Source organism: Thermomonospora umbrina (assembly GCF_003386555.1).
Taxonomy (GTDB): Bacteria; Actinomycetota; Actinomycetes; order Streptosporangiales; family Streptosporangiaceae; genus Thermomonospora; species Thermomonospora umbrina.
In genome coordinates this window covers 5,109,946-5,128,586 of the sequence record NZ_QTTT01000001.1, presented here as the reverse complement: position 1 = coordinate 5,128,586, position 18,641 = coordinate 5,109,946, and the positions used below count along the sequence as shown (strand labels likewise).

At 70.2% G+C, this 18,641-nt stretch carries 17 protein-coding genes; 5 read left to right on the top strand and 12 right to left on the bottom strand.

The features are described 5' to 3' along the window. The first annotated feature begins 4 nt into the window (after positions 1-4). The gene (locus DFJ69_RS22835; protein WP_116024485.1) at positions 5-406 is read left to right on the top strand and encodes a DUF6463 family protein; all 402 of its coding nucleotides are present in this window, start codon (positions 5-7) and stop codon (positions 404-406) included. 3 nt (positions 407-409) lie between these two features. On the opposite strand, the gene DFJ69_RS22830 is transcribed toward DFJ69_RS22835, so the two are convergent. The 6 genes from DFJ69_RS22830 to DFJ69_RS22805 all read right to left on the bottom strand — a co-directional run bounded on the left by DFJ69_RS22830 (position 410) and on the right by DFJ69_RS22805 (position 7,517). Next, entirely contained in the window at positions 410-1,804 is a 1,395-nt protein-coding gene (locus DFJ69_RS22830) for an NAD(P)/FAD-dependent oxidoreductase (protein ID WP_116024484.1), read from the bottom strand. A gap of 10 nt (positions 1,805-1,814) precedes the next feature. Beyond that, the gene (locus tag DFJ69_RS22825; RefSeq protein WP_116024483.1) at positions 1,815-2,654 is read right to left on the bottom strand and encodes an ABC transporter permease; all 840 of its coding nucleotides are present in this window, start codon (positions 2,652-2,654) and stop codon (positions 1,815-1,817) included. Then, complete coding sequence (locus DFJ69_RS22820) at positions 2,651-3,505, bottom strand: ABC transporter permease (protein WP_116024482.1); 855 nt, start codon at positions 3,503-3,505, stop codon at positions 2,651-2,653. The genes DFJ69_RS22825 and DFJ69_RS22820 overlap by 4 nt, the downstream gene beginning before the upstream one ends. Then, positions 3,506-4,753: a polyamine ABC transporter substrate-binding protein gene (locus tag DFJ69_RS22815; RefSeq protein WP_116024481.1), complete on the bottom strand. Its 1,248-nt coding sequence runs from the start codon at positions 4,751-4,753 to the stop codon at positions 3,506-3,508. Beyond that, a complete protein-coding gene (locus DFJ69_RS22810) occupies positions 4,750-5,898 on the bottom strand; it encodes an ABC transporter ATP-binding protein (protein WP_116024480.1) in 1,149 nt (382 codons plus the stop codon). Before DFJ69_RS22810 ends, DFJ69_RS22815 begins: the two co-directional genes overlap by 4 nt. Positions 5,899-6,065: 167 nt before the next feature. After that, positions 6,066-7,517 (bottom strand): gamma-aminobutyraldehyde dehydrogenase, encoded by a 1,452-nt coding sequence (locus tag DFJ69_RS22805; protein WP_116024479.1) that lies wholly within the window; start codon positions 7,515-7,517, stop codon positions 6,066-6,068. Between the two features lie 410 nt (positions 7,518-7,927). Between DFJ69_RS22805 and DFJ69_RS22800 the strand changes: the two genes are divergently transcribed. Further along, positions 7,928-8,425 (top strand): Lrp/AsnC family transcriptional regulator, encoded by a 498-nt coding sequence (locus DFJ69_RS22800; RefSeq protein WP_116024478.1) that lies wholly within the window; start codon positions 7,928-7,930, stop codon positions 8,423-8,425. A gap of 246 nt (positions 8,426-8,671) precedes the next feature. On the opposite strand, the gene DFJ69_RS22795 is transcribed toward DFJ69_RS22800, so the two are convergent. Further along, positions 8,672-9,115, bottom strand: coding sequence for an HIT family protein (locus DFJ69_RS22795; RefSeq protein WP_116024477.1), 444 nt, complete (start codon positions 9,113-9,115; stop codon positions 8,672-8,674). A 558-nt stretch (positions 9,116-9,673) separates the two neighbouring features. Here DFJ69_RS22795 and DFJ69_RS36235 point away from each other — a divergent pair. Further along, a complete protein-coding gene (locus tag DFJ69_RS36235) occupies positions 9,674-11,212 on the top strand; it encodes an ATP-binding cassette domain-containing protein (RefSeq protein ID WP_281275883.1) in 1,539 nt (512 codons plus the stop codon). Between the two features lie 495 nt (positions 11,213-11,707). Next, positions 11,708-12,343 (top strand): hypothetical protein, encoded by a 636-nt coding sequence (locus DFJ69_RS22785; protein WP_116024476.1) that lies wholly within the window; start codon positions 11,708-11,710, stop codon positions 12,341-12,343. Positions 12,344-12,494: 151 nt separating this feature from the next. Here DFJ69_RS22785 and DFJ69_RS22780 read toward each other — a convergent pair whose 3' ends face one another. The 3 genes from DFJ69_RS22780 to rlmN form a co-directional block, all read right to left on the bottom strand. Next, positions 12,495-13,304: a DUF1963 domain-containing protein gene (locus DFJ69_RS22780; protein WP_116024475.1), complete on the bottom strand. Its 810-nt coding sequence runs from the start codon at positions 13,302-13,304 to the stop codon at positions 12,495-12,497. 645 nt (positions 13,305-13,949) lie between these two features. Beyond that, positions 13,950-14,456: a DivIVA domain-containing protein gene (locus DFJ69_RS22775; protein ID WP_116024474.1), complete on the bottom strand. Its 507-nt coding sequence runs from the start codon at positions 14,454-14,456 to the stop codon at positions 13,950-13,952. A gap of 9 nt (positions 14,457-14,465) precedes the next feature. Beyond that, the gene (gene rlmN, locus DFJ69_RS22770) at positions 14,466-15,818 is read right to left on the bottom strand and encodes a dual-specificity RNA methyltransferase RlmN (protein ID WP_245974527.1); all 1,353 of its coding nucleotides are present in this window, start codon (positions 15,816-15,818) and stop codon (positions 14,466-14,468) included. Positions 15,819-15,931: 113 nt separating this feature from the next. Here rlmN and DFJ69_RS22765 point away from each other — a divergent pair, with 113 nt between their 5' ends. Continuing rightward, a complete protein-coding gene (locus tag DFJ69_RS22765; RefSeq protein WP_342769878.1) occupies positions 15,932-17,122 on the top strand; it encodes a suppressor of fused domain protein in 1,191 nt (396 codons plus the stop codon). Positions 17,123-17,141: 19 nt separating this feature from the next. On the opposite strand, the gene DFJ69_RS22760 is transcribed toward DFJ69_RS22765, so the two are convergent. Both DFJ69_RS22760 and frr read right to left on the bottom strand, forming a co-directional pair. Next, entirely contained in the window at positions 17,142-18,023 is an 882-nt protein-coding gene (locus tag DFJ69_RS22760; protein WP_116024472.1) for a phosphatidate cytidylyltransferase, read from the bottom strand. Continuing rightward, the gene (frr, locus tag DFJ69_RS22755; RefSeq protein WP_116024471.1) at positions 18,024-18,581 is read right to left on the bottom strand and encodes a ribosome recycling factor; all 558 of its coding nucleotides are present in this window, start codon (positions 18,579-18,581) and stop codon (positions 18,024-18,026) included. Between the last annotated feature and the right edge of the window lie 60 nt (positions 18,582-18,641).

Sequence of the window (18,641 nt, the reverse complement as noted above, 5' to 3'; positions counted from 1 at the left end):
CGTCGTGAACACGCCCGCCCGCTGGCTCCCCCGTCTCACCATCGCCTGTGCCGTCGTGCACACCGTCTACGCGTTCGCCGTCATGCCCGGGACCTGGGGCGACATCGTCCGTGCCGGGGTCTTCGACGGCATCGAGGGCGACCCGGAGCGCGAGGCCGCGCTCTGGTTCCTCTTCGCGGGGATCGGCTTCTTCGCCATCGGCACCCTGACGCAGGTGGTCCTGCGGAGCACCGGCCGCGTCCCCCTCCAGATCGCCGGCTACCTCCTGCTGCTGGGGGTGCCGATGTCGATCGTGGAGCCGGCCTCCGGAGGCTGGCTGCTCATGGGCCTGGGCGTCCTGGCCCTCGTCGCCCACCGCCGTGCCGAGCAGGAGGCCGACGTCTCCAGGACACCCGCCGGCGTCTGAGCGTCAGGAGTCGAAGCCGAGACCGAACCGGTCGAGCGTGCGCAGCCACAGGTCGCGGCGGCCCCCATTGCGGTCGGCGCGGGCGATGGACCTGCGGGTCAGCTCGATGACGCCGTACCGCAACGGCTCGGGCGGGAACGGGATCGGCCTGCTCCGCACCATGTCCAGCCGTGTCCGCTCGGTCTCCTCCCCCGCGAGGAGATCGAGCATCACGGCGGCGCCGAAGCGCGTGGCCCCCACGCCGAGCCCGGTGTATCCGGCGGCGTAGGCCAGGCGTCCCCGATGAGCGGTCCCGTAGAACGCGCAGAACCTGCTGCACGTGTCGATGACCCCGCCCCACGCGTGCGTGAACCGGAGCCCCTCCACCTGCGGGAACGTCGCGAAGAAGTGCCGCGCCAGCGTGGCGTACGTCTCGGGACGCCGTTCGAGCTCCGACCGGAGCCCGTTGCCGTAGTGGTAGATCGCGTCGTAGCCGCCCCACAGGATCCGGTTGTCGGCGGTCAGCCGGTAGTAGTGGAACTGATTGCCGCCGTCGCCGACGCCCTGCCGGTTCCGCCAGCCGATGGACGCGAGCTGCGCGTCGCTGAGCGGCTCGGTCATCAGCGCGTAGTCGTACACCGGGACGAGGAAGTGCTTCAGCCGTTTCAACAGCGGCGGGAACACGCCCGTGCCCAGGGCGACCTTGGCGGCGGACACCGAGCCGTACGCCGTGCCGAGCCGCAACCGTCCCGCGCGGTCGGCGAGGGAGCGGACGGGTGTCCGCTCGAAGACGCGCACACCCAGCGAACGGCAGGTGTCCGCAAGACCCCAGGCCAGTTTCGCCGGATGCACCATCGCGGTGCCGTCCTTGTCCCACAGCCCGCCGACGTAGGTGGGCGAGTCGACCTCCGCGCGGACCTCGTCGGCGTCCAGCAGCACCGGATCCTGACCCAGCCGCCGGGCGGCGTCGGCGGACTCGACCAGGCCGTCGAGCTGCCAGGGCGCGGTGGCCACGTCCAGCTCACCGGTCCGCTCGAACTCGGCGTCGATGCCGTACCGGGCGAGGGTCTGCTCGATGCCGTCGAGGTTCTCGCGTCCGAGGCGTTCCAGGGTGGCCAGCTCGCCCGGCCACCGTTCGAGCCCGTTCCCGAGGCCGTGGGTGAGGCTGGCGGAGCAGAAGCCCCCGTTGCGGCCGGAGGCCGCGCCGCCGACCCGGTCGGCCTCCAGCACCACCACGTCCAACGACGGGTCGCGTTCCTTGGCCAGCAGGGCGGTCCACAGCCCGGTGTAGCCGCCGCCGACGACCGCGAGATCGCAGGCGACCGGGCCGACCAGGGCCGCGGCGGGCTCCGGCCGGGCGGGATCGGCCAGCCAGGGGGACGTCGGCTCCGCGTCGGCCAGAGCCCTCAGAACGTTCACGATGCACCCCTCACGCGCGTCGGGCGCGGCGCCGGGAACCCACGAGATTGATCACCGCGATCAGCACCCCGGCCGCGAACAGCAGCGTTCCCATGACGTTGACCTGCGGCGGGGTCCCGGTCCGCGTGGAGCCCCATACCCACAGCGGGAAGGTCACCGTCGAACCGCTGGTGAAGTTGGTGATGATGAAGTCGTCGATCGACAGCGCGAACGCCAGCAAGGCCCCCGACACCACGCCCGGCAGCACCAGCGGCAGCGTGACCAGCCGGAACGTCGTCCAGGGCCCGGCGCCCAGGTCCCGGGCCGCCTCCTCAATGGACGGGTCCAGACCCACCGCGCGGGCCCGTACCGTCATCGCCACGAACGCGATCGAGAACATGACGTGCGAGACCAGGACGGTGCCGTACCCGCGCGGCGTGTTCAGCGTGACGAACATCGACAGCAGCGAGGCGCCCATCACCAGCTCCGGGCTGGAGATGGCGGCGAACAGCACCAGGTTGGACAGGCCCTTGCCGCGGAACGCGTACCGGCCCAGCGCCAGGCCCACCAGCGTGCCCAGCACCGTGGTGATCGCCGTACTGGCCAACGCGATCGTGATCGAGTTGATCAGCGCGGTGGTCAGGTCCTCATGATCGAACAGGTCGGCGTACCACTTGAGCGTGAAGCCCTCCCACTCGAAGTTGAACTTGCTGGTGGTGTCGTTGAAGCCGAACGCGATCATGACCCCGATCGGCAGCACCAGCCAGGCGATCACGAGCCAGGTGTAGATCCGCAGGCCCAGGCCGCGCCGGGCGACGCGGCGACGCGCGGGCCTCTTCCGGACGGGCTCGACGGGAGTGGTGGTGGTCATCGGCCCGCCGCCTCCAGGACGTCCTTGGTCCCCAGCACCCGCGCGTACAGGAAGATCCCCAGCAGCAGGATCGCCATCAGCGTGAACGACAGCGCCGAGGCCGTCGGATAGTTGCTGTTGTTGAAGTACTCGGACTGGATCACGTTGCCGATCATGGTGTTGTCCGGCCCGCCCAGCACCGCCGCGTTCACGTAGTCGGCCGAGACCGGCACGAACGTCATGATCACCCCGGCGAACACCCCGGGCAGCGACAGCGGCAGCACCACCCGGACGAACGCCTGCACGCGCCCCGCGTACAGGTCCCGGGCCGCCTCGACCACCCGATGGTCGATCCGCTCCAGCGCCACGTAGATCGGCAGCACCATGAACGGCAGGAAGTTGTACGTCAGCCCGGCGACCACCGCGAACGTCGTCTGCAGCACGTGGAAGTCGTCCGGGAGCAGCCCCCGGTCCTTCAGCGTGCCGAGCACGACCCCGTTGTCGGCGAGCACGAACTTCCAGGAGACCGTGCGCAGGATGAACGAGACGAAGAACGGCAGGAGCAGCAGGAACAGGTAGGTGGACTTGTGGTCACCGGCCCTGAACGCGATCCAGTACGCCACCGGATAGGCGATGGCGATGCAGGCCAGCGTGGCCAGGAGCCCGTACCAGAGGGACCGCACGAACTTGTCGCCGTAGGTGCTCAGCCCGTCGGTGTAGTTCTGCCAGTGGAACGTCTGCCGGAACCCGTCGACCAGGTTGCCCTCTTGGAGGGACAGCGAGGCCATCACGATCAGCGGCACCGCGAAGAACACCGCCAGCCACAGACCGGCCGGCAGCATCATCAGGTAGGGGGTCAGCCGTCGTGCCATCTACGAGCCCTGGGCGATCGGGGTGAAGACCTTCTGGTACGCGGTCTCCTCGGCCTGGGTGAGGGTCCGGTAGCGACGCAGCTTGGCCAGGTCCGCCGGGGTGGGGAAGACGAGCGGGCTGCCCGCCAACCGCTCCAGCTCGGCCCTGTCGTCGCCCTGCGCCTTGGCCGCGTCCTGCCGGATCAGCTCCTGCGCGGACGGGACCGGGGTGATGTAGTTGATGAACTCGGTGAGCGTGGCGTTCGCGCGCGGGTCGTACAGCCAGTCCATCAGCGTGATGGCGTCCACCGGGTTGGCGGCGGTCTTGGGGATGCACATGTTGTCCGTCCACAGCGTGCCGCCCTCCTTGGGCACCACGAACTTCACCTCGTCGAGCCCGAGGCTGTAGACGTCGCCCGACCAGGCCATGGTGATCCACACGTCGCCCTTGGAGATGGCGTCGGCGTAGTCCTGGGTGTAGTACTTGCGCACCAGTCCCTGCTGCTCGCGCAGCTTGGCGGCGGCCTTCTCCCAGTCGGCGGGGGTCGACCTCTCCGGGTCCACGCCGATCGCGAACATCCCGAAGTTGCCCAGCTCCTGGGAGTCGGCCATCATCCCGATCTTCCCCTTGTACTTGGGGTTCCACAGGTCGTGGATGCTGGTGATCTCCTCGTCGACGTACTTGGTGCTGTACGCGATGCCGGTGATCCCCGAGGTGTACGGGACGGTGAAGGCGTTGTTCGGGTCGTACGAGGGGTTCTTGTAGCCCTGCCCGGCGTACTTGGCGAAGTTGGGCAGCCGGGAGTGGTCCAGCGGCGCCAGGTAGCCGAGTTCGCGGGTCTTGCCCAACTGGATGCCGTTGGACATCACCATGAGGTCGAAGTCGATCGACTGCCCGGCGCGCAGCGGGGCCTCGATCTTGCCGAACCACTCGGCGTTCTCCTGGATGACCTCCTTGTAGTCCACCTTGATGCCGGTGGCCTTGGTGAACGCCTTGATGGTGGCGCGGTCGTCCTCCATGTACCCGGGCCAGTTGGCCCAGTTGAGCGAGCCCCTCTTGGTCTTGCCCGCCCAGAATTTCTGCACGTCGTTCTGGGTGACCTTGCCCTTGCCGCCCTGGCCCTCCACGCCGCAGGCGGCGAGCGCGAGCCCGGCGCCGGCCGCGCCGAACAGGCGCAGGACGTCGCGGCGCGCCGGGCCTCGGGCGGTGGTCAGGCCGCGGAGGAAGGCGGGATCGTCGCCGAGGGGATGACGGCTCGTACGGCTCATGATGCAGGTCCAATCAGGTAGGAGTACCGCGGATGCCACGACAGCCAGACGCTGTCCCCCCGAACGGCGACGTCCTCGGCGGAGGTCGCGTTCTGCGTGAACACCACGACGTCCGCCCCCGCCGAGGTGACCACGTTGTAGTTGGTCGAGGTGCCCAGGTAGACGACCTCGCCGACGGTCCCCCGGATCGCCGACCCGTTCCCCGCCGGCGGCTCGACGCCGATCTCGATCTTCTCCGGGCGCACGGTGAGCTCCACGCGCTCCCCGGCGGAGACCGCCGATCCCTCCGGCAGCGGCACCACGATCCGTTCGCCGTCGCCGTACGCGATGACCGCCCGGTCCCCGTCCACCTCGCCGATCTCGCCGGACAGCAGGTTGGAGGTGCCGATGAACCCGGCGACGAACCTGCTCGCGGGACGCTCGTAGATCTCCCGGGGCGAGCCGAGCTGCTCGATGCGCCCGTCGTTCATGACCGCGATCCGGTCCGACATGGTGAGCGCCTCGCCCTGGTCGTGCGTGACGTACACGAAGGTGACGCCGACCTCGCGCTGGATCCGCTTCAGCTCGACCTGCATGTGCTGGCGCAGCTTGAGGTCGAGGGCGCCCAGCGGCTCGTCCAGCAGCAGCGCCCGCGGCCGGTTGACCAGCGCCCGGGCCAGCGCCACCCGCTGCTGCTGACCGCCGGACATCTCCCGGGGCCGGCGTTTCTCCCGGCCCGTCAGGTCGACGATCTCCAGCATCTCGCCGACCCTGCGGGTGATCTCGGAACGCTCCACGCCCTTGCGCCGCAGCCCGAACGCCACGTTCTCGAACACGCTCATGTGCGGGAACAGCGCGTACGACTGGAACACCATGTTCACGTCGCGCCGATGCGCGGGCACCGCCGTCACGTCCTTGCCGCGCAGGAACACCGCGCCGGCCGTGGGCTCCTCGAACCCGGCGATCATCCGCATGGTGGTGGTCTTGCCGCAGCCGGAGGGACCGAGGAGGGAGAAGAACTCGCCCTCCCCGATGGCCAGGTCCAGTCCCCTGACCGCCGGCACGGTCTCCCCGTGGGACCGGTACTCCTTCACCACGCCGGCCAGCTCGATGGCCGGCAACGTCGCCGAGTCGCCCCGTACGGGGGCGTCCTGTGTCTCGGTCATGGCGGGGGTTTCCTTCGCGTGGTCGGAACGGGCATGACGGGGACGCCCCGCACGCTCCCGCGGGTCCGCCACGGGCGCCGGCTCACCGCCGGGACGCCCGATGCCCGCGGACGGGGGTCCGCGTATTGAGATGTGGCCCAGGGACGGTGCCGCCCCTGGGGATGGGGTCAGTCGCCGATGTAATGCATGACGTGCTTGATGCGGGTGTAGTCCTCGAAGCCGTACATCGAGAGGTCCTTGCCGTAGCCGGAGTGCTTGAAGCCGCCGTGCGGCATCTCCGACACGAACGGGATGTGGGTGTTGACCCAGACGGCCCCGAAGTCCAGGCGGCGGGTCATCCGCATGGCGCGGCCGTGGTCCTTGGTCCAGACGCTGGCCGACAGTCCGTACTTGACCCCGTTGGCCCAGGCCACGGCCTGGTCCTCGTCGCTGAAGGTCTGCACCGTGATGACGGGGCCGAAGATCTCGTTCTGGACCATCTCGTCGTCCTGCTTCAGACCGCTGACGACGGTGGGGGCGAAGAAGTACCCGCCGTCGTACCCGGCTCCGGTCACCCGGCCTCCGCCGGCGGTGACCTCGGCGTGGCCGGGCGTACGGTCCACGAAGCCCTCGACGCGGGCGAGCTGGTTCGCGTTGTTGACGGGGCCGAAGTCGGCGTCGGCCATGCTCGGCGCGCCGACCTTGGTGTTCTTCGCCTGCTCGGTGAGGGCGGCGGTGAAGTCTCCGGCCAGCCGCTCGTTCACCAGCACGCGGGTGGCGGCGGTGCAGTCCTGGCCGGCGTTGAAGAACCCGGCCCCCGCGATGCCCGCGGCGGCGCTCTCGATGTCGGCGTCGTCGAACACCACGACCGGGGCCTTGCCGCCCAGTTCGAGATGGACGCGCTTGAGGTCCTTGGCGGCGGAGGCGGCGACCTCCATGCCCGCCCGGACCGAGCCGGTGATCGACACCATCTGCGGGATCGGGTGCTCCACCAGCGCCCGGCCGCTGTCGCGGTCGCCGCACACGACGTTGAACACGCCCGGCGGCAGGAACTCGGCGGCGATCTCCGCCAGCAGCAGCGTCGAGGCCGGTGTCGTGTCGGACGGCTTGAGGACCACCGTGTTGCCCGCGGCCAGCGCCGGGGCGAACTTCCACACCGCCATCATCATCGGGTAGTTCCACGGCGCGACCTGGGCGCAGACCCCGATCGGCTCACGGCGGATCGTGGAGGTGTGGTCCTCCATGTACTCGCCGGACGACTTGCCCTCCAGCACCCGCGCGGCCCCCGCGAAGAAGCGGATGTTGTCCACCATCGGCGGGATCTCCTCGTCCGCCGTCAGGTGGAGGGGCTTGCCGGTGTTGCGGGACTCGACCTCGACGATCTCCTGCGCGCGGGCCTCGATGGCGTCCGCGATCCGCAGCAGGGCCAGGCTCCGGTCCTTGGGGGTCGCGTCGCGCCAGCCGGGGAAGGCGTCCGCGGCGGCCTTGAGCGCCGTGTCGATGTCCGCGTCCCCGGACACCGGGGCCTCGGCGTAGACCTCCCCCGTGCTGGGGTCGATCACCTCCGAGGTGCGGCCGTCCTCGGCGTCCACGTACCCGCCGGCCACGAAGTTCCGCAGTCGTGTCCTGTCGCTGGTCAACTTCGACCTCCGTCTTCCCGGCCCCCGCCCTGCGGTGGGGACGCAATGTCGCGGCGCATCGTTGCGCCGCGTCGTTGCGGACGCGGATGCCACGTATGTCCTGCATCGGTGACGTCTGTGTCCCCGTGTCCCGCTCCGTGTGTCCTGCGTCGCACCGACCTTGGCAGAGGATAACCCTGACTGACAAGTGATTCCGTTGTTACGTTCGAGTTTCACGACGGAATCCTTTGACAACAACCCCAGCAGTGGCATGATGTCGCAGCGTCGGGGAGTTGCGAGGTCTCCCCGCGATCTACCTGACAGGGCGCCGCGCCCGGCCCTACCCTTGTCGCGCGCTCCCGCCGGAGCTCCATCCCCGCCGTACCTCAGCCGACCGCACGTGCCCGCCGACCGCGAACCAGGAGAAGCCGATGACGGACGTCCCCCCGCCGCGGCAGCGCCCGTCCTCCCCCGTCACCCGGGGCGTACACCTGGACGAGATCTCCAAGCGCATCATCGAGCAGCTCCAGGCCGACGGCCGCCGCTCCTACGCCGCCATCGGCAAGGCCGTCGGCCTCTCCGAGGCGGCCGTCCGCCAACGGGTGCAGAAGCTCCTGGACACCGGTGTCATGCAGATCGTCGGCGTCACCGATCCCCTGATGCTGGGCTTCTCCCGGCAGATGATGATCGGCGTCAAGTGCGAGGGCGACCTGGAGAAGGTCGCCGACGAGCTCGCCGCCGTCGAGGAGATCGACTACGTCGTCATCACCGCGGGCTCCTTCGACATCCTGGTCGAACTCGTCTGCGAGAGCGACGAACAGCTCCTCGAACTCCTCGGCCGCATCCGCGGCGTCCCGGGCGTCCTCACCACGGAGAGCTTCGTCTACCTCAAGCTCCGCAAGCAGACCTACTCCTGGGGCACCCGCTGACCCTGCGTCCACCGTCCGGTGCTCCAACGAGCCGCCCGGCTTCGGTCCCACACCCGCCGCGTCCCATCACGGTGCCCACCCGCCGGCCTCTCGCCCGGCCCGTTGCCTTCTGCGGCTGCGTCGCCTTCTGCCCTGCTCGGGGGGACCTCGTCCACGTCTGACACTCAGGTTCCGCCGCCTCCCGGGCGCGGTCTGCGGCTCTGGGACCTGCATCGGCTCATCCCGCGAACGAGCGCTCGGTGTCCGTCAGACCGTTTCGGTTCGCAGCAGAGCCTCCTGAAGACGGGCCGCGTACTCGGCCGCCTCCGCATCAGAGGCGTACTTGGTCCGGGGCCAGAAGAAGCCGCGCAGGCCGTCCTTCGGGTTCCGAGGCACCACGTGGACGTGCAGATGGGGCACGCTCTGGCTGATCCTGTTGTTCAATGCGACGAACGACCCGGCGGCCTCCAACCCCTCCTCCATGGCCTTCGCCAGGCGTTTCGCCTCCCCGAACAAGGGCCCGACCAACCCCTCCGGGAGATCCGGCAAGGTCTCGTGGTGTTCCTTGGGGACCAGCAGCGTGTGGCCCTTGAACAGCGGGCGCGTGTCCAGGAACGCCATCACCTCATCGGTCTCCAGCACGACGTGCCCATGCAGCTCTCCTTTGACGATCTCGCAGAAGACACAGCCGGCCTCACCCTTGCGCGGCATCCTCGAATCCTCCCCGCCGTCCCGTCCACACCATCGACCGAACCCACCACTCGACCGTTCCACCGCATCCCGCCGACCCGGCCATCATCCGACCCGAGCCCATGTGCCACCTGACCACCGCCCCGCCATGGAACCGGGTCACCCGCCCATAGACTGCGGCACCGCGACCTCGGCCACGCGACCCTCACCCCGCCGGCACCCTGCGACTGTCAGGCCGACACGGCAGCACCGTTCGGCGACGCCCAAGGCCCGCCATGCGATCTGCCAGCCGTGCCCCCGGGGTCTACCCCAAGCCGTGCGGCGGCGGGCAGGAACGCGTACGTCACCGAGTCGGTCGCCTTGCCGGCGACCAGCACGAGGTCCACGGCCGAGCCCCTTTCCTTGAACCGCAACACCGACGAGCCGACCACCGCGTTCCCACGCCACGGCGTCACCCTCAACGGCTCGCCATGCCGCCGAACCAACGGAGCATGAACGTCCCCCGGCCGACGCCACCCGGAGGACCCACCGCGTCGACTGACATCCGCCTTACGCGTCGATCATTACCTTGCGTACCCTATGCGGCTTCAAGACGTCGCCTTCCGCTACCGCCGGCGGGCGCCATGGATCCTCCACGACGTCACCCTCTCGCTCTCCCCAGGCCAGATCACGGAGGTCACCGGCCGCAACGGCGCCGGCAAGAGCACCCTCCTCCGCCTGATCGCCGGGCTGCGGACCCCTCATCGCGGCACCATCACCGGCCGCCCTCCCCACGTCGGGTACGCCCCGGAACGCTTCCCCTCCGAACAGCCGTTCACCGTCAACACCTACCTGGTCCACATGGCCGCCATCCGGGGCCTGCCCCCCTCGGCCGTCCCCCCGTGGACCGAACGCCTCGCACTGAACGAGCTCCTGAACGTCCGCCTGCCTGAACTCTCCAAGGGCAGCGCCCAGAAAGTGGGCCTCGCCCAGGCACTCCTCGCCCACCCCGGCCTGCTCGTCCTGGACGAACCCTTCGCCGGCCTCGACTCCACCACCCGAGCCGAACTCCCCGCCCTCATCACCGACCTGGCGGCCGAGGGCTCCACCCTCGTCGTCAGCGACCACCAACGCCACATCGAGACACTCCCCACCGTCCATCGAATCCGCGTCGCCGACCGAACCGTCACACCCACCTCCCCCGCACCCCCACGCCGTTCCCAACCCCCCGACCAAAGCGCCGGCCCCACGCCAGCCGCCCCCGCTCACCACGGCACCGACCAGAACGACAAGCCCGCGAACACCAGCCCCTTTCCCCAGGTCACCACCCAGGCCCAACACCACACCAACCCCACCGAACCCACCGAACCCACCGACCACAGCGAATCCACACAACCCGCCGACCCCATCCCTCCAGCCGAACCCGCCCAACCAGCGGGACCTCCCGGCCCAGCCGAATCCACCGCCCGCAGCGAACGCGCGGAACCCACCCCTCCAGCCAAACCCACCCGACCCGCCGGACCACCTGGATCAGCGGTATCAGCGGGACCATACGGACCACCGGGATCAGCGGGACCAGGGGAACCAGCAGGACCACCTGGGCCACCTGGGCCACCTGGGCCACCTGGGCCACCTGGGCCAGCGGGACTATCCCACCTGGGCGCGCTGGGACCACCCGGACCAGCAGGACCAGCAGGACCACCTGGACCAGCGGAACTATCCCACCTGGGCGCGCCGGGACCACCCGGACCAATCGGACCAGCAGGACCACTTGGACCACCGGAACCACCGGAACCACCGGAACCACCGGAACCACCGGAACCACCGGAACCAGCCGAACGCACCGACTGCGCGGAACCCAACTCTCCAGGTGAACCCAGCCGACCAGCGGGACCACCCGGACCAGCCGAGCCTGGTGAACAAGACCCTCGGCCTCCCGAGCCACGCCCCAGTCCCACCGAACGGCCCACCGAACCCGACGCCGGCCGCGCCGAGTCACCACCCGGATCCGCCGCCCGGAACGGCTGGGCACTGTTGGAGATCACCGTGCGGGCCGACCAGGCCGACGCCCTAGCGGACCGACTCCGAGCCTGCGGCCACACCGTCCACCGTCGGAACCCACCCGAGACACCACAATGAAGCGCCCCGAAGGAGAACCAGCAGCCGCGTGGGCTTACCAACCCGAGAAGAACGACGAGTCCACCGACACCAATCCCATCTCACAGATCTCCAGCCAAGCCGAACAGCGACGCACCCAGCCCCCGAACATGTCGCACGAATTCGCGGCCCGCCGAATCACGCCCCCGTCTGCCGAGCCGAACGGCTGGACATTCCTGGAAACCACCACGCGGCCCGACCAAACGGATCCCCTAGCCCACGAACTCCGCACCTCCGGCGACACACCGCCCACCACCGGAACGCGATTCAGGCCACCAGAACAAAGCACTCCAAGGACGGCCGGCGACCGCACGGGCCAAGTCGACACCCTCATCGACCAGCAGCGAGCCCCCGGGCACACCATCCGCCACCGAAACACAATCCAGAGCTCACAGGAGACGCCACGGTGAAGAATGAGCGGCGGCCATGAAAGCCCTCCTTCTCTTCCAAATGCAAGGCTATGTACGGTCGCTCCGAGTGCTCCACCCGCTGATCGTCGTCCTCTTGTTCATCGCCTTGGTGCTGCTGCCGGGGAACGACTCCGGGCGCATCGACCTCGCCACCGGCACGCTGGGTGACGTCCCCGCCATGCTGTTCCCCATCTGGGCCTGGGTGGCCCGGGCACTGCCCGACACGCAGCCGGACGAACAACGAGCCCTCTCCGCCACTGCGGCCCGTCACCGCCTGGCACCCACGGCAGCCGGGCTGCTCGCCGCCTACCTGGTCAACCTCGGTCTGGGCGCACTGGCCCTCGCCATCCCGCTGTTCGCAGCCGTCTCCGCAGGTGTGGGCACCGGCGCGATCATCTCGGCCCTCACCCTCCTCCTCCTGGTGACCGCCGCCGCCACCCTCCTGGGCGCCTACACCGCACGCGCGATCATGCCATCACCCGGCATCTCACTCCTGGCCCTGCTCAGCACGACCATCACCGCCCTCCTCCTCAGCATCGGCCCGCTCCATTGGCTCTCCGTCCCGATGGCCGCCTGGCTCCGCGCCGCCCACGACGGCCCCACAGCTCTCACCGACGCCACGCCCACCATCGCCCTACACCTGACCCTCTGGTCGGCCACCCTCGCAATCGGGCACCTCGCCCTCGCCCGCCGCCCCCGATGACCCACCCCCGTCCCCCCATGACCACCCCGACCCGCACCACACCACCCACAGCCACATGCCGGCCCCATCAACGCACCGCCTCCGGCCCGCAGCCCTCGCGACAGCACCACCCGCCCTGTTGCCCCCCGGGCCCACCTACCAGGGGGCTCGGTCAGCGGGCCTGGAGGATGAGCCAGGAGTCCTCCAAGGGTGCGGATCTGCGGTTGCAGAAGTAGACACGGCCGGGGTCGCCCCAGTGCCAGCCGAGGCGGTCGTCGGAGTCGAGTTGGAGGAGCGGGCACCAGTCGTCGGCGGGGGCGGCGGGATTCGGGGAGGTGATCACGTCGAGGTCGTGGCCGGAGGACGCGTGGTGGGCGTCGGCGGCGACCGGTCGTTGGACGATGACGGGCCAGCCGCCGATCTGATGGACCGGGTCGTCGGGCCATAGGTGGTGCAGCCAGGCGGCGTAGAGCTGCTCGTAGACCGAGAGGATGCCGTCGTAGCCGGCCTCGACGCGCTGGAGGACCGGCTCCTGCGGGGCGGGCAGGGACAGGAACGGGGCGGCGCCGAGCGTCCGGGGCGGGGTGGTGTCGATGCCTTCGGGGGGGTCGGCCTCGACGAGGTCGCCGGTGAAGACGCGCCAGCCGTCGCGTTCCTCGGGGCGGCTGCCCCAGGGGCGCGGGGCTCGGCTGGCGTAGTAGAAGGCGGCTCGGCCCTCGCCCGGCACCTCGGGTTGTTGGAGCACGGCGGCCAGTTCACCGAAGTCGACCAGGGCCAGGAAGTCCAGCGGGCGGCCGGCCCACCGGGGCCAGGCCGCCGAGGGAGGCAGCAGTGGCCGTCCGCCGAAGCGGACGGCCTTCCCCTCGCCGCCGAGCCGGAGCGCGGGGCGGGCCAGCGGCAGAATCGCCGCGCTGACCTCGGGGGCGAGATAGACGCCGAACAGAGAGTGCAGCCGTTGACGCTCGGTGACGATCCAGTCCATGCCTCGTAGCGTCCCCCGAGCGGGGCCGCTTGACCAGACCCTTTAAGCATCTGTGGATAACCACAGGACAACCCTCTGACCTGGCCGTATGCACAAAGGGTCCGACACGCTCACACCGTCCGTCCCTGGGTGTGCGTCCGGACGGGCCTGTGAGCAGCGATGATGCGGCGGGGGAGGACCGCCCCGCGCGGGCCGGGAGGCCGGGTGGCGCAGGAGACGGGAATCAAGAAGTCGCCTAAAGGCAAGTGACCGAAGCGGCTCACGCCGACATCGATGACGAGGCGGTGGCGTTCAAGGACGCCTTCATCGGCCACCGACGCCGGCGCCTCAACCGACCAGGCCGTTCAAGCAGCCGACCGGCGGCATGAGGCGTTTCGCCACGTCCGGATTGCGCCGACGGCCACGGACGAATACCCGGAAATCGCCGCATGCCCGTATTACGGCGATCGCCGGCATGGGCCTCGACCAGGCCAAAGCATCTGCGCCCTGATGATGAACCGGCCGCGCCACAGACTCCTCGCCCGTCCGTGCGATCCGCACGTGCGCGCCGGACCGTACGAGATCGGCCCCCTGTCGACCGACCACGGAGCAAGATGATCTCAAGGTCCTCGGCAAACCAAGAAAGGCCACAGAGCCAACAGCCGATCAACGCACCACCGAGTCGTCCAACGCCTCCGCCAAACGGCCGAGGAACCGATCGACCTCGCCTCGGTCATAACCGCGCCCGACCCGTACCCTCCGAAAGGCCCCGGCCTTGACATCGCCCGAGGTCAGCGGCGGGGCGGCACCGTGCAAGCCCGCGACCACCCGTTCGAGGAAGGCGTCCACCTCGCGGACGTCATACCGTGCATGGACCCGGGTGGCGGGGAACTCGACGCTCTCGATCCAGTCGATCAGCCGCCCGACGTCGGCCCGCCGCCGGGGCGAGGACTGCGGCAGCGCCCGGGCGCTCAACTCCCGGATGCGCGCGTACAGGAACCGGTCGACGGCCCCCTGGTCGTAACCCCGCAGGACCACCGCGAACCGGCTGCTCAGCACGTCCTCGGCGGTCGGCCGGGGCGCGCCGTCGCGCAGGACGGCCTCGATCCGGGCGATCAGCGCGTCGACCTGGTCGCAGTCGTAACCCCGCAGCACCACAGGGAACCGTGGCATGCGCACCCCTCAATCCGTGGCGGCGGCCAACTGCCCGCAGGCGCCGTCGATCTCCCTTCCCCGCGTGTCGCGCACGGTCACCGGCACGCCGTGGGCCTCCAGCCGGGCCACGAACTCGCGTTCGTCGGCGGGCCGGGAGGCGGTCCACTTCGAGCCCGGTGTGGGGTTCAGGGGGATCAGGTTGACGTGGACGAGATGACCCTTCAGGAGCCGGCCGAGCAGGTCCGCCCGCCACGCCTGGTCGTTCACGTCCTTGATCATGGCGTACTCGATCGAGACCCGACGCCCGCTGCGCTCCGCGTACGCCCAGGCCGCGTCGAGGACCTCGCGCACCTTCCAGCGGGTGTTGATCGGGACGAGTTCGTCGCGGAGCTCGTCGTCGGGCGCGTGCAGGGACACCGCGAGCCGTACCGACAGGTCCTCGGCGGCGAGCTTGTCGATCGCGGGGACGAGGCCGACCGTGGAGACGGTGACCGACCGCTGGGAGATGCCGAGGCCGTGCGGGGCCGGATCGGTGATGCGGCGGACGGCGCCGAGCACGGCCTTGTAGTTGGCCAGCGGCTCGCCCATGCCCATGAAGACGATGTTGGAGACCCGTCCGGGACCTCCGGAGACCTGTCCGCGCGCCAGCGCCCGGGCGCCCGCCGCGACCTGCTCGACGATCTCGGCGGTGGACAGGTTCCGGGTCAGGCCAGCCTGGCCGGTCGCGCAGAACGGGCAGTTCATGCCGCAGCCCGCCTGCGAGGAGACGCACATGGTGACCCGGTCCGGGTACCGCATCAGCACCGACTCGAACAGCGTGCCGTCGAACGCGCGCCAGACCGTCTTGCGGGTCCGGCCGCCGTCGCAGTCGAGGGTGCGCACCGGGCTGAGCAGGGAGGGCAGCAGCTCAGACGCGAGCCGGTCGCGGATCGCCGCCGGCAGGTCGGTCATCTCCGCCGGGTCGTCCGCCAGCCGGGCGAAATAGTGCCGCGAGAGCTGGTCGGCCCGGAACGGCTTCTCCCCCAGCGCGGCCACCGCCTCCCGCCGCTCGGCGGACGACAGATCGGCCAGGTGCCTCGGCGGCTTGCCGCGCCGCGGCGCCACGAACGTGAGCGTGCCGGGCTCGGGACGCCCGCCCTTCGCCTCCCCGGGGCCGGGAGGACCGGCCGAGCCCCTCTCGCCCGACGAAGTCTCCTCGCCGCTCACCGAGGCCCCAGGGGCCGCCGACGCCGGTCCGCCCGCCGGCGGCCGGGTGCCGGCGGGAGCAGACGTGCCGGCGGGCACCGCGTCCCCGCCGGTCGACTCGGCCGCGGACGGGACTCCGTCGGTGGACTGGGGCGCGGCGGGCACGCCCGAGGGGTGCTGCGTTGTGGAAGACATGGTCCCTCCAGTGTGGCAAACCCCGAGGCATGCCTTTGCCGTGCATGTGACCCGGATGGCCCGTTACAGTTTTGATCATGGCGGGTTTGCGTAGAGGCTCTGGTTCCGCCCGGATGGGCGCACCGTCCAGGGACGGGGGCGGCGTCGGGTCGTCCGGCTCTCCCGGGGCGGCGATGAACGTGGTCGCGTCCGCGACCAGCCCGTATGGGAGTAGGCGGCTCACCGTGGAGACGGACGGCGTCACCACCGCCGCCTATATGCGCGACGCACGCGACACCGTCATCGGCGCCGTCTGGATCGCCAACCACCGGCCCGCCACCCCCGAACTGGACCTGACCCGGATCGACGCGGGGCTGCCGCCGCTGATGCCCGCCCCCCGCACACGGCATCCCGAGGGCCGGCCGGCGCTCGACCCGCGTTCTCTGGAGATCGTGTGGTTCGAGGAGGGCGACGGCGCGGCGGTGCTCGAATCCGGGGAGCCGCTGTGCGTCGTCCCCGCGTGGTCGGACATGAGCCGCGGCATCCCGGGCTACAGCCGTGACGTGAACGCGCAGAGCCCGTTCGCGTTCCCCTTGGAGCAGGAGGCCGCGGAGTTCACCCGACGCATAGGGCAGGCACGCGCGTTCTGGGAGTGGACCCGGGCCGAGGACGCGTGGGCCGACTTCCAGCAGTCCGCGTTGGGGCACCTGCTCAATCGACTCGGTCCCGGCGGGCACTACTGGCACGACGTCGGCCGCCAGTTCCGCTCCTCAGGCGCGGCGCACGGCGGGCAGGAGCGCGCCGCCGCGCCCGTGGTGAGCGTGTCGGAGCGCCCCGCCCGTACGGGACGGGAGTTCTCCGTGCTCAGCACGCTGGGGATGAGCTGCCAGCGGATGCCGACCGTGGAGCTGTACGAGGACGACGTCTCCCACTTCGCGCGGATCGAGCTGGCGGTGGCGAGCACCCTGCCCAGCCAGCGCGTCGGGAGCGTCTTCCCCTGGCTGGCCCAGTACCCGTGGCGTTCGGTCACGTGGTTCGCCCCCGGCGACGTGGTCAAGTGGTACCACGAGCCGAAGACGTTCCCGCTGAACGCGCCGGCCCAGAGGGACGCCCGCTGGTCGGGGCTGGTGCTCTTGGACGACCCCAGCCGCCTGAACGGGCCGCCCGCGCCCGATCTGACCGGTTTCATGTTCGGCGGCGACCCGGTCCGCTGGCTGTGGCTCGTTCCGATCACCGACGAGGAACGTCAGTACGCCAAGGGTGCGGGCTCCGGCGCCCTGATCCGTCGCCTCCGCGACGAGGGCCGTAGCTGGGTCGTCTCCTGACCCCTCCGGGCCCCGCGGCTCAGGTGGTGCCGACGAACAGCTCCAGGAGCAGCCACACGACCGGGGCGGTGATGATGAGGGAGTCCAGCCGGTCCATGACACCGCCGTGGCCCGGCAGCAGGGTGCCGAGATCCTTGATCCCCAGGTCGCGCTTGATCATGGACTCGATGAGGTCGCCGACGGTCGCGGAGCAGACCACGGCGGCCCCCAGCAGCGCCCCCTGCCAGATCCGGCCGCCGTCCAGCAGCCACGGAACCAGCCAGCCGCCCACGAGCATGCAGGTCAGCGCCGAGCCGGCGAAGCCCTCCCAGGTCTTCTTGGGGCTGATGGTGGGCGCCATCTTGTGCCGGCCCAGGTACGAGCCGGCGAAGTAGCCGCCGATGTCGCTGGACACGGTGACCGCGATGAAGATGACGATCCGGTGGGCGCCGTCGTCCGGGCCGAGCATCAGGGCGACGATGCCGCCCATGATCACCACGTAGGCGACGACGAACAGCCCCGCCGTGGCGTCCCGGACGTAACCGTCGGCGCCGGACGGCATCCGCCAGACCAGCAGCGCCAGGACGGTGAGGGCGACCGCCCCCACGAGCGCGATCGGGCCGCCCGCGTAGGCGGCGACCAGCCCGGCCACCACCCCGAGCATCGTCGGGACCTGCGGGACCCTGATGTCCTTGGAGCCGAACGCCTGGATCAACTCGCGCACGCCGAGCGCGAGGAAGAACGTCATGACGCCGAGGAAGATCTCCTTGACGGTGTACAGCGAGACCAGGACGAGGGCGCCGAGGCCGAGACCGACGGCGGCGGCGACGGGCAGGTTGCGGCCCGCCCGGCCGGGGGTGCCGGACGTCGTGGGGGGTCCGGCCGGGGGCGGTGTCGCCTCCCGGCCGTGTGCGGCTTCCATTCAGACCTCGAGAAGCTCGGCCTTCTTGTGCTCGAGAAGCTCATCGATCTGGGCGACGTACTTGTGCGTCGCGTCGTCGAGGTCCTTCTCGGCACGCCGTACGTCGTCCTCGCCGGCCTCGCCGTCCTTGGCCAGCTTGTCCAACGAGTCCTTGGCGCGGCGGCGGATGTTGCGGATGGAGATCTTGCTGTCCTCGGCCTTGCTGCCGGCGACCTTGATGAAGTCGCGGCGGCGCTCCTCCGACAGGTCGGGGAACACCACCCGGATCACGTTGCCGTCGTTGGTGGGGTTGACGCCCAGGTCGCTGTCGCGGATCGCCCTCTCCACCGCGTTCATGGACGACTTGTCGAACACCTGCACGATCACCATCCGGGGCTCGGGCAGCGTGAACGACGCGAGCTGGTTGATCGGCGTGGGGGTGCCGTAGTACTCCGCGGTGATCTTGTTGAACATCGCCGGCGTGACCCGCCCGGTGCGAATGCTCGCGAAGTCGTCCTTGGCGACCGCCACCGCCTTCTCCATCTTCTCTTCGGCTTCGAAGAGGATCTCGTCGATCACGTCCGGCTCCCGTCACCTCGTCCTGCGTGCTGCCTGCTGCCCGAACTGCCGGCCGGCCCT

Excerpts from the sequence above, each read along its gene's own strand:
- DFJ69_RS22760 (WP_116024472.1), bottom strand. The coding sequence starts at position 18,023 with ATGGAAGCCGCACACGGCCGGGAGGCGACACCGCCCCCGGCCGGACCC.
- rlmN (WP_245974527.1), bottom strand. The coding sequence starts at position 15,818 with ATGTCTTCCACAACGCAGCACCCCTCGGGCGTGCCCGCCGCGCCCCAG.
- DFJ69_RS22820 (WP_116024482.1), bottom strand. The coding sequence starts at position 3,505 with ATGGCACGACGGCTGACCCCCTACCTGATGATGCTGCCGGCCGGTCTG.
- DFJ69_RS22775 (WP_116024474.1), bottom strand. The coding sequence starts at position 14,456 with ATGCCACGGTTCCCTGTGGTGCTGCGGGGTTACGACTGCGACCAGGTC.
- DFJ69_RS22810 (WP_116024480.1), bottom strand. The coding sequence starts at position 5,898 with ATGACCGAGACACAGGACGCCCCCGTACGGGGCGACTCGGCGACGTTG.
- DFJ69_RS22800 (WP_116024478.1), top strand. The coding sequence starts at position 7,928 with ATGACGGACGTCCCCCCGCCGCGGCAGCGCCCGTCCTCCCCCGTCACC.
- DFJ69_RS22825 (WP_116024483.1), bottom strand. The coding sequence starts at position 2,654 with ATGACCACCACCACTCCCGTCGAGCCCGTCCGGAAGAGGCCCGCGCGT.
- DFJ69_RS22815 (WP_116024481.1), bottom strand. The coding sequence starts at position 4,753 with ATGAGCCGTACGAGCCGTCATCCCCTCGGCGACGATCCCGCCTTCCTC.
- DFJ69_RS22780 (WP_116024475.1), bottom strand. The coding sequence starts at position 13,304 with ATGGACTGGATCGTCACCGAGCGTCAACGGCTGCACTCTCTGTTCGGC.
- DFJ69_RS36235 (WP_281275883.1), top strand. The coding sequence starts at position 9,674 with ATGCGGCTTCAAGACGTCGCCTTCCGCTACCGCCGGCGGGCGCCATGG.
- DFJ69_RS22795 (WP_116024477.1), bottom strand. The coding sequence starts at position 9,115 with ATGCCGCGCAAGGGTGAGGCCGGCTGTGTCTTCTGCGAGATCGTCAAA.
- DFJ69_RS22765 (WP_342769878.1), top strand. The coding sequence starts at position 15,932 with ATGGGCGCACCGTCCAGGGACGGGGGCGGCGTCGGGTCGTCCGGCTCT.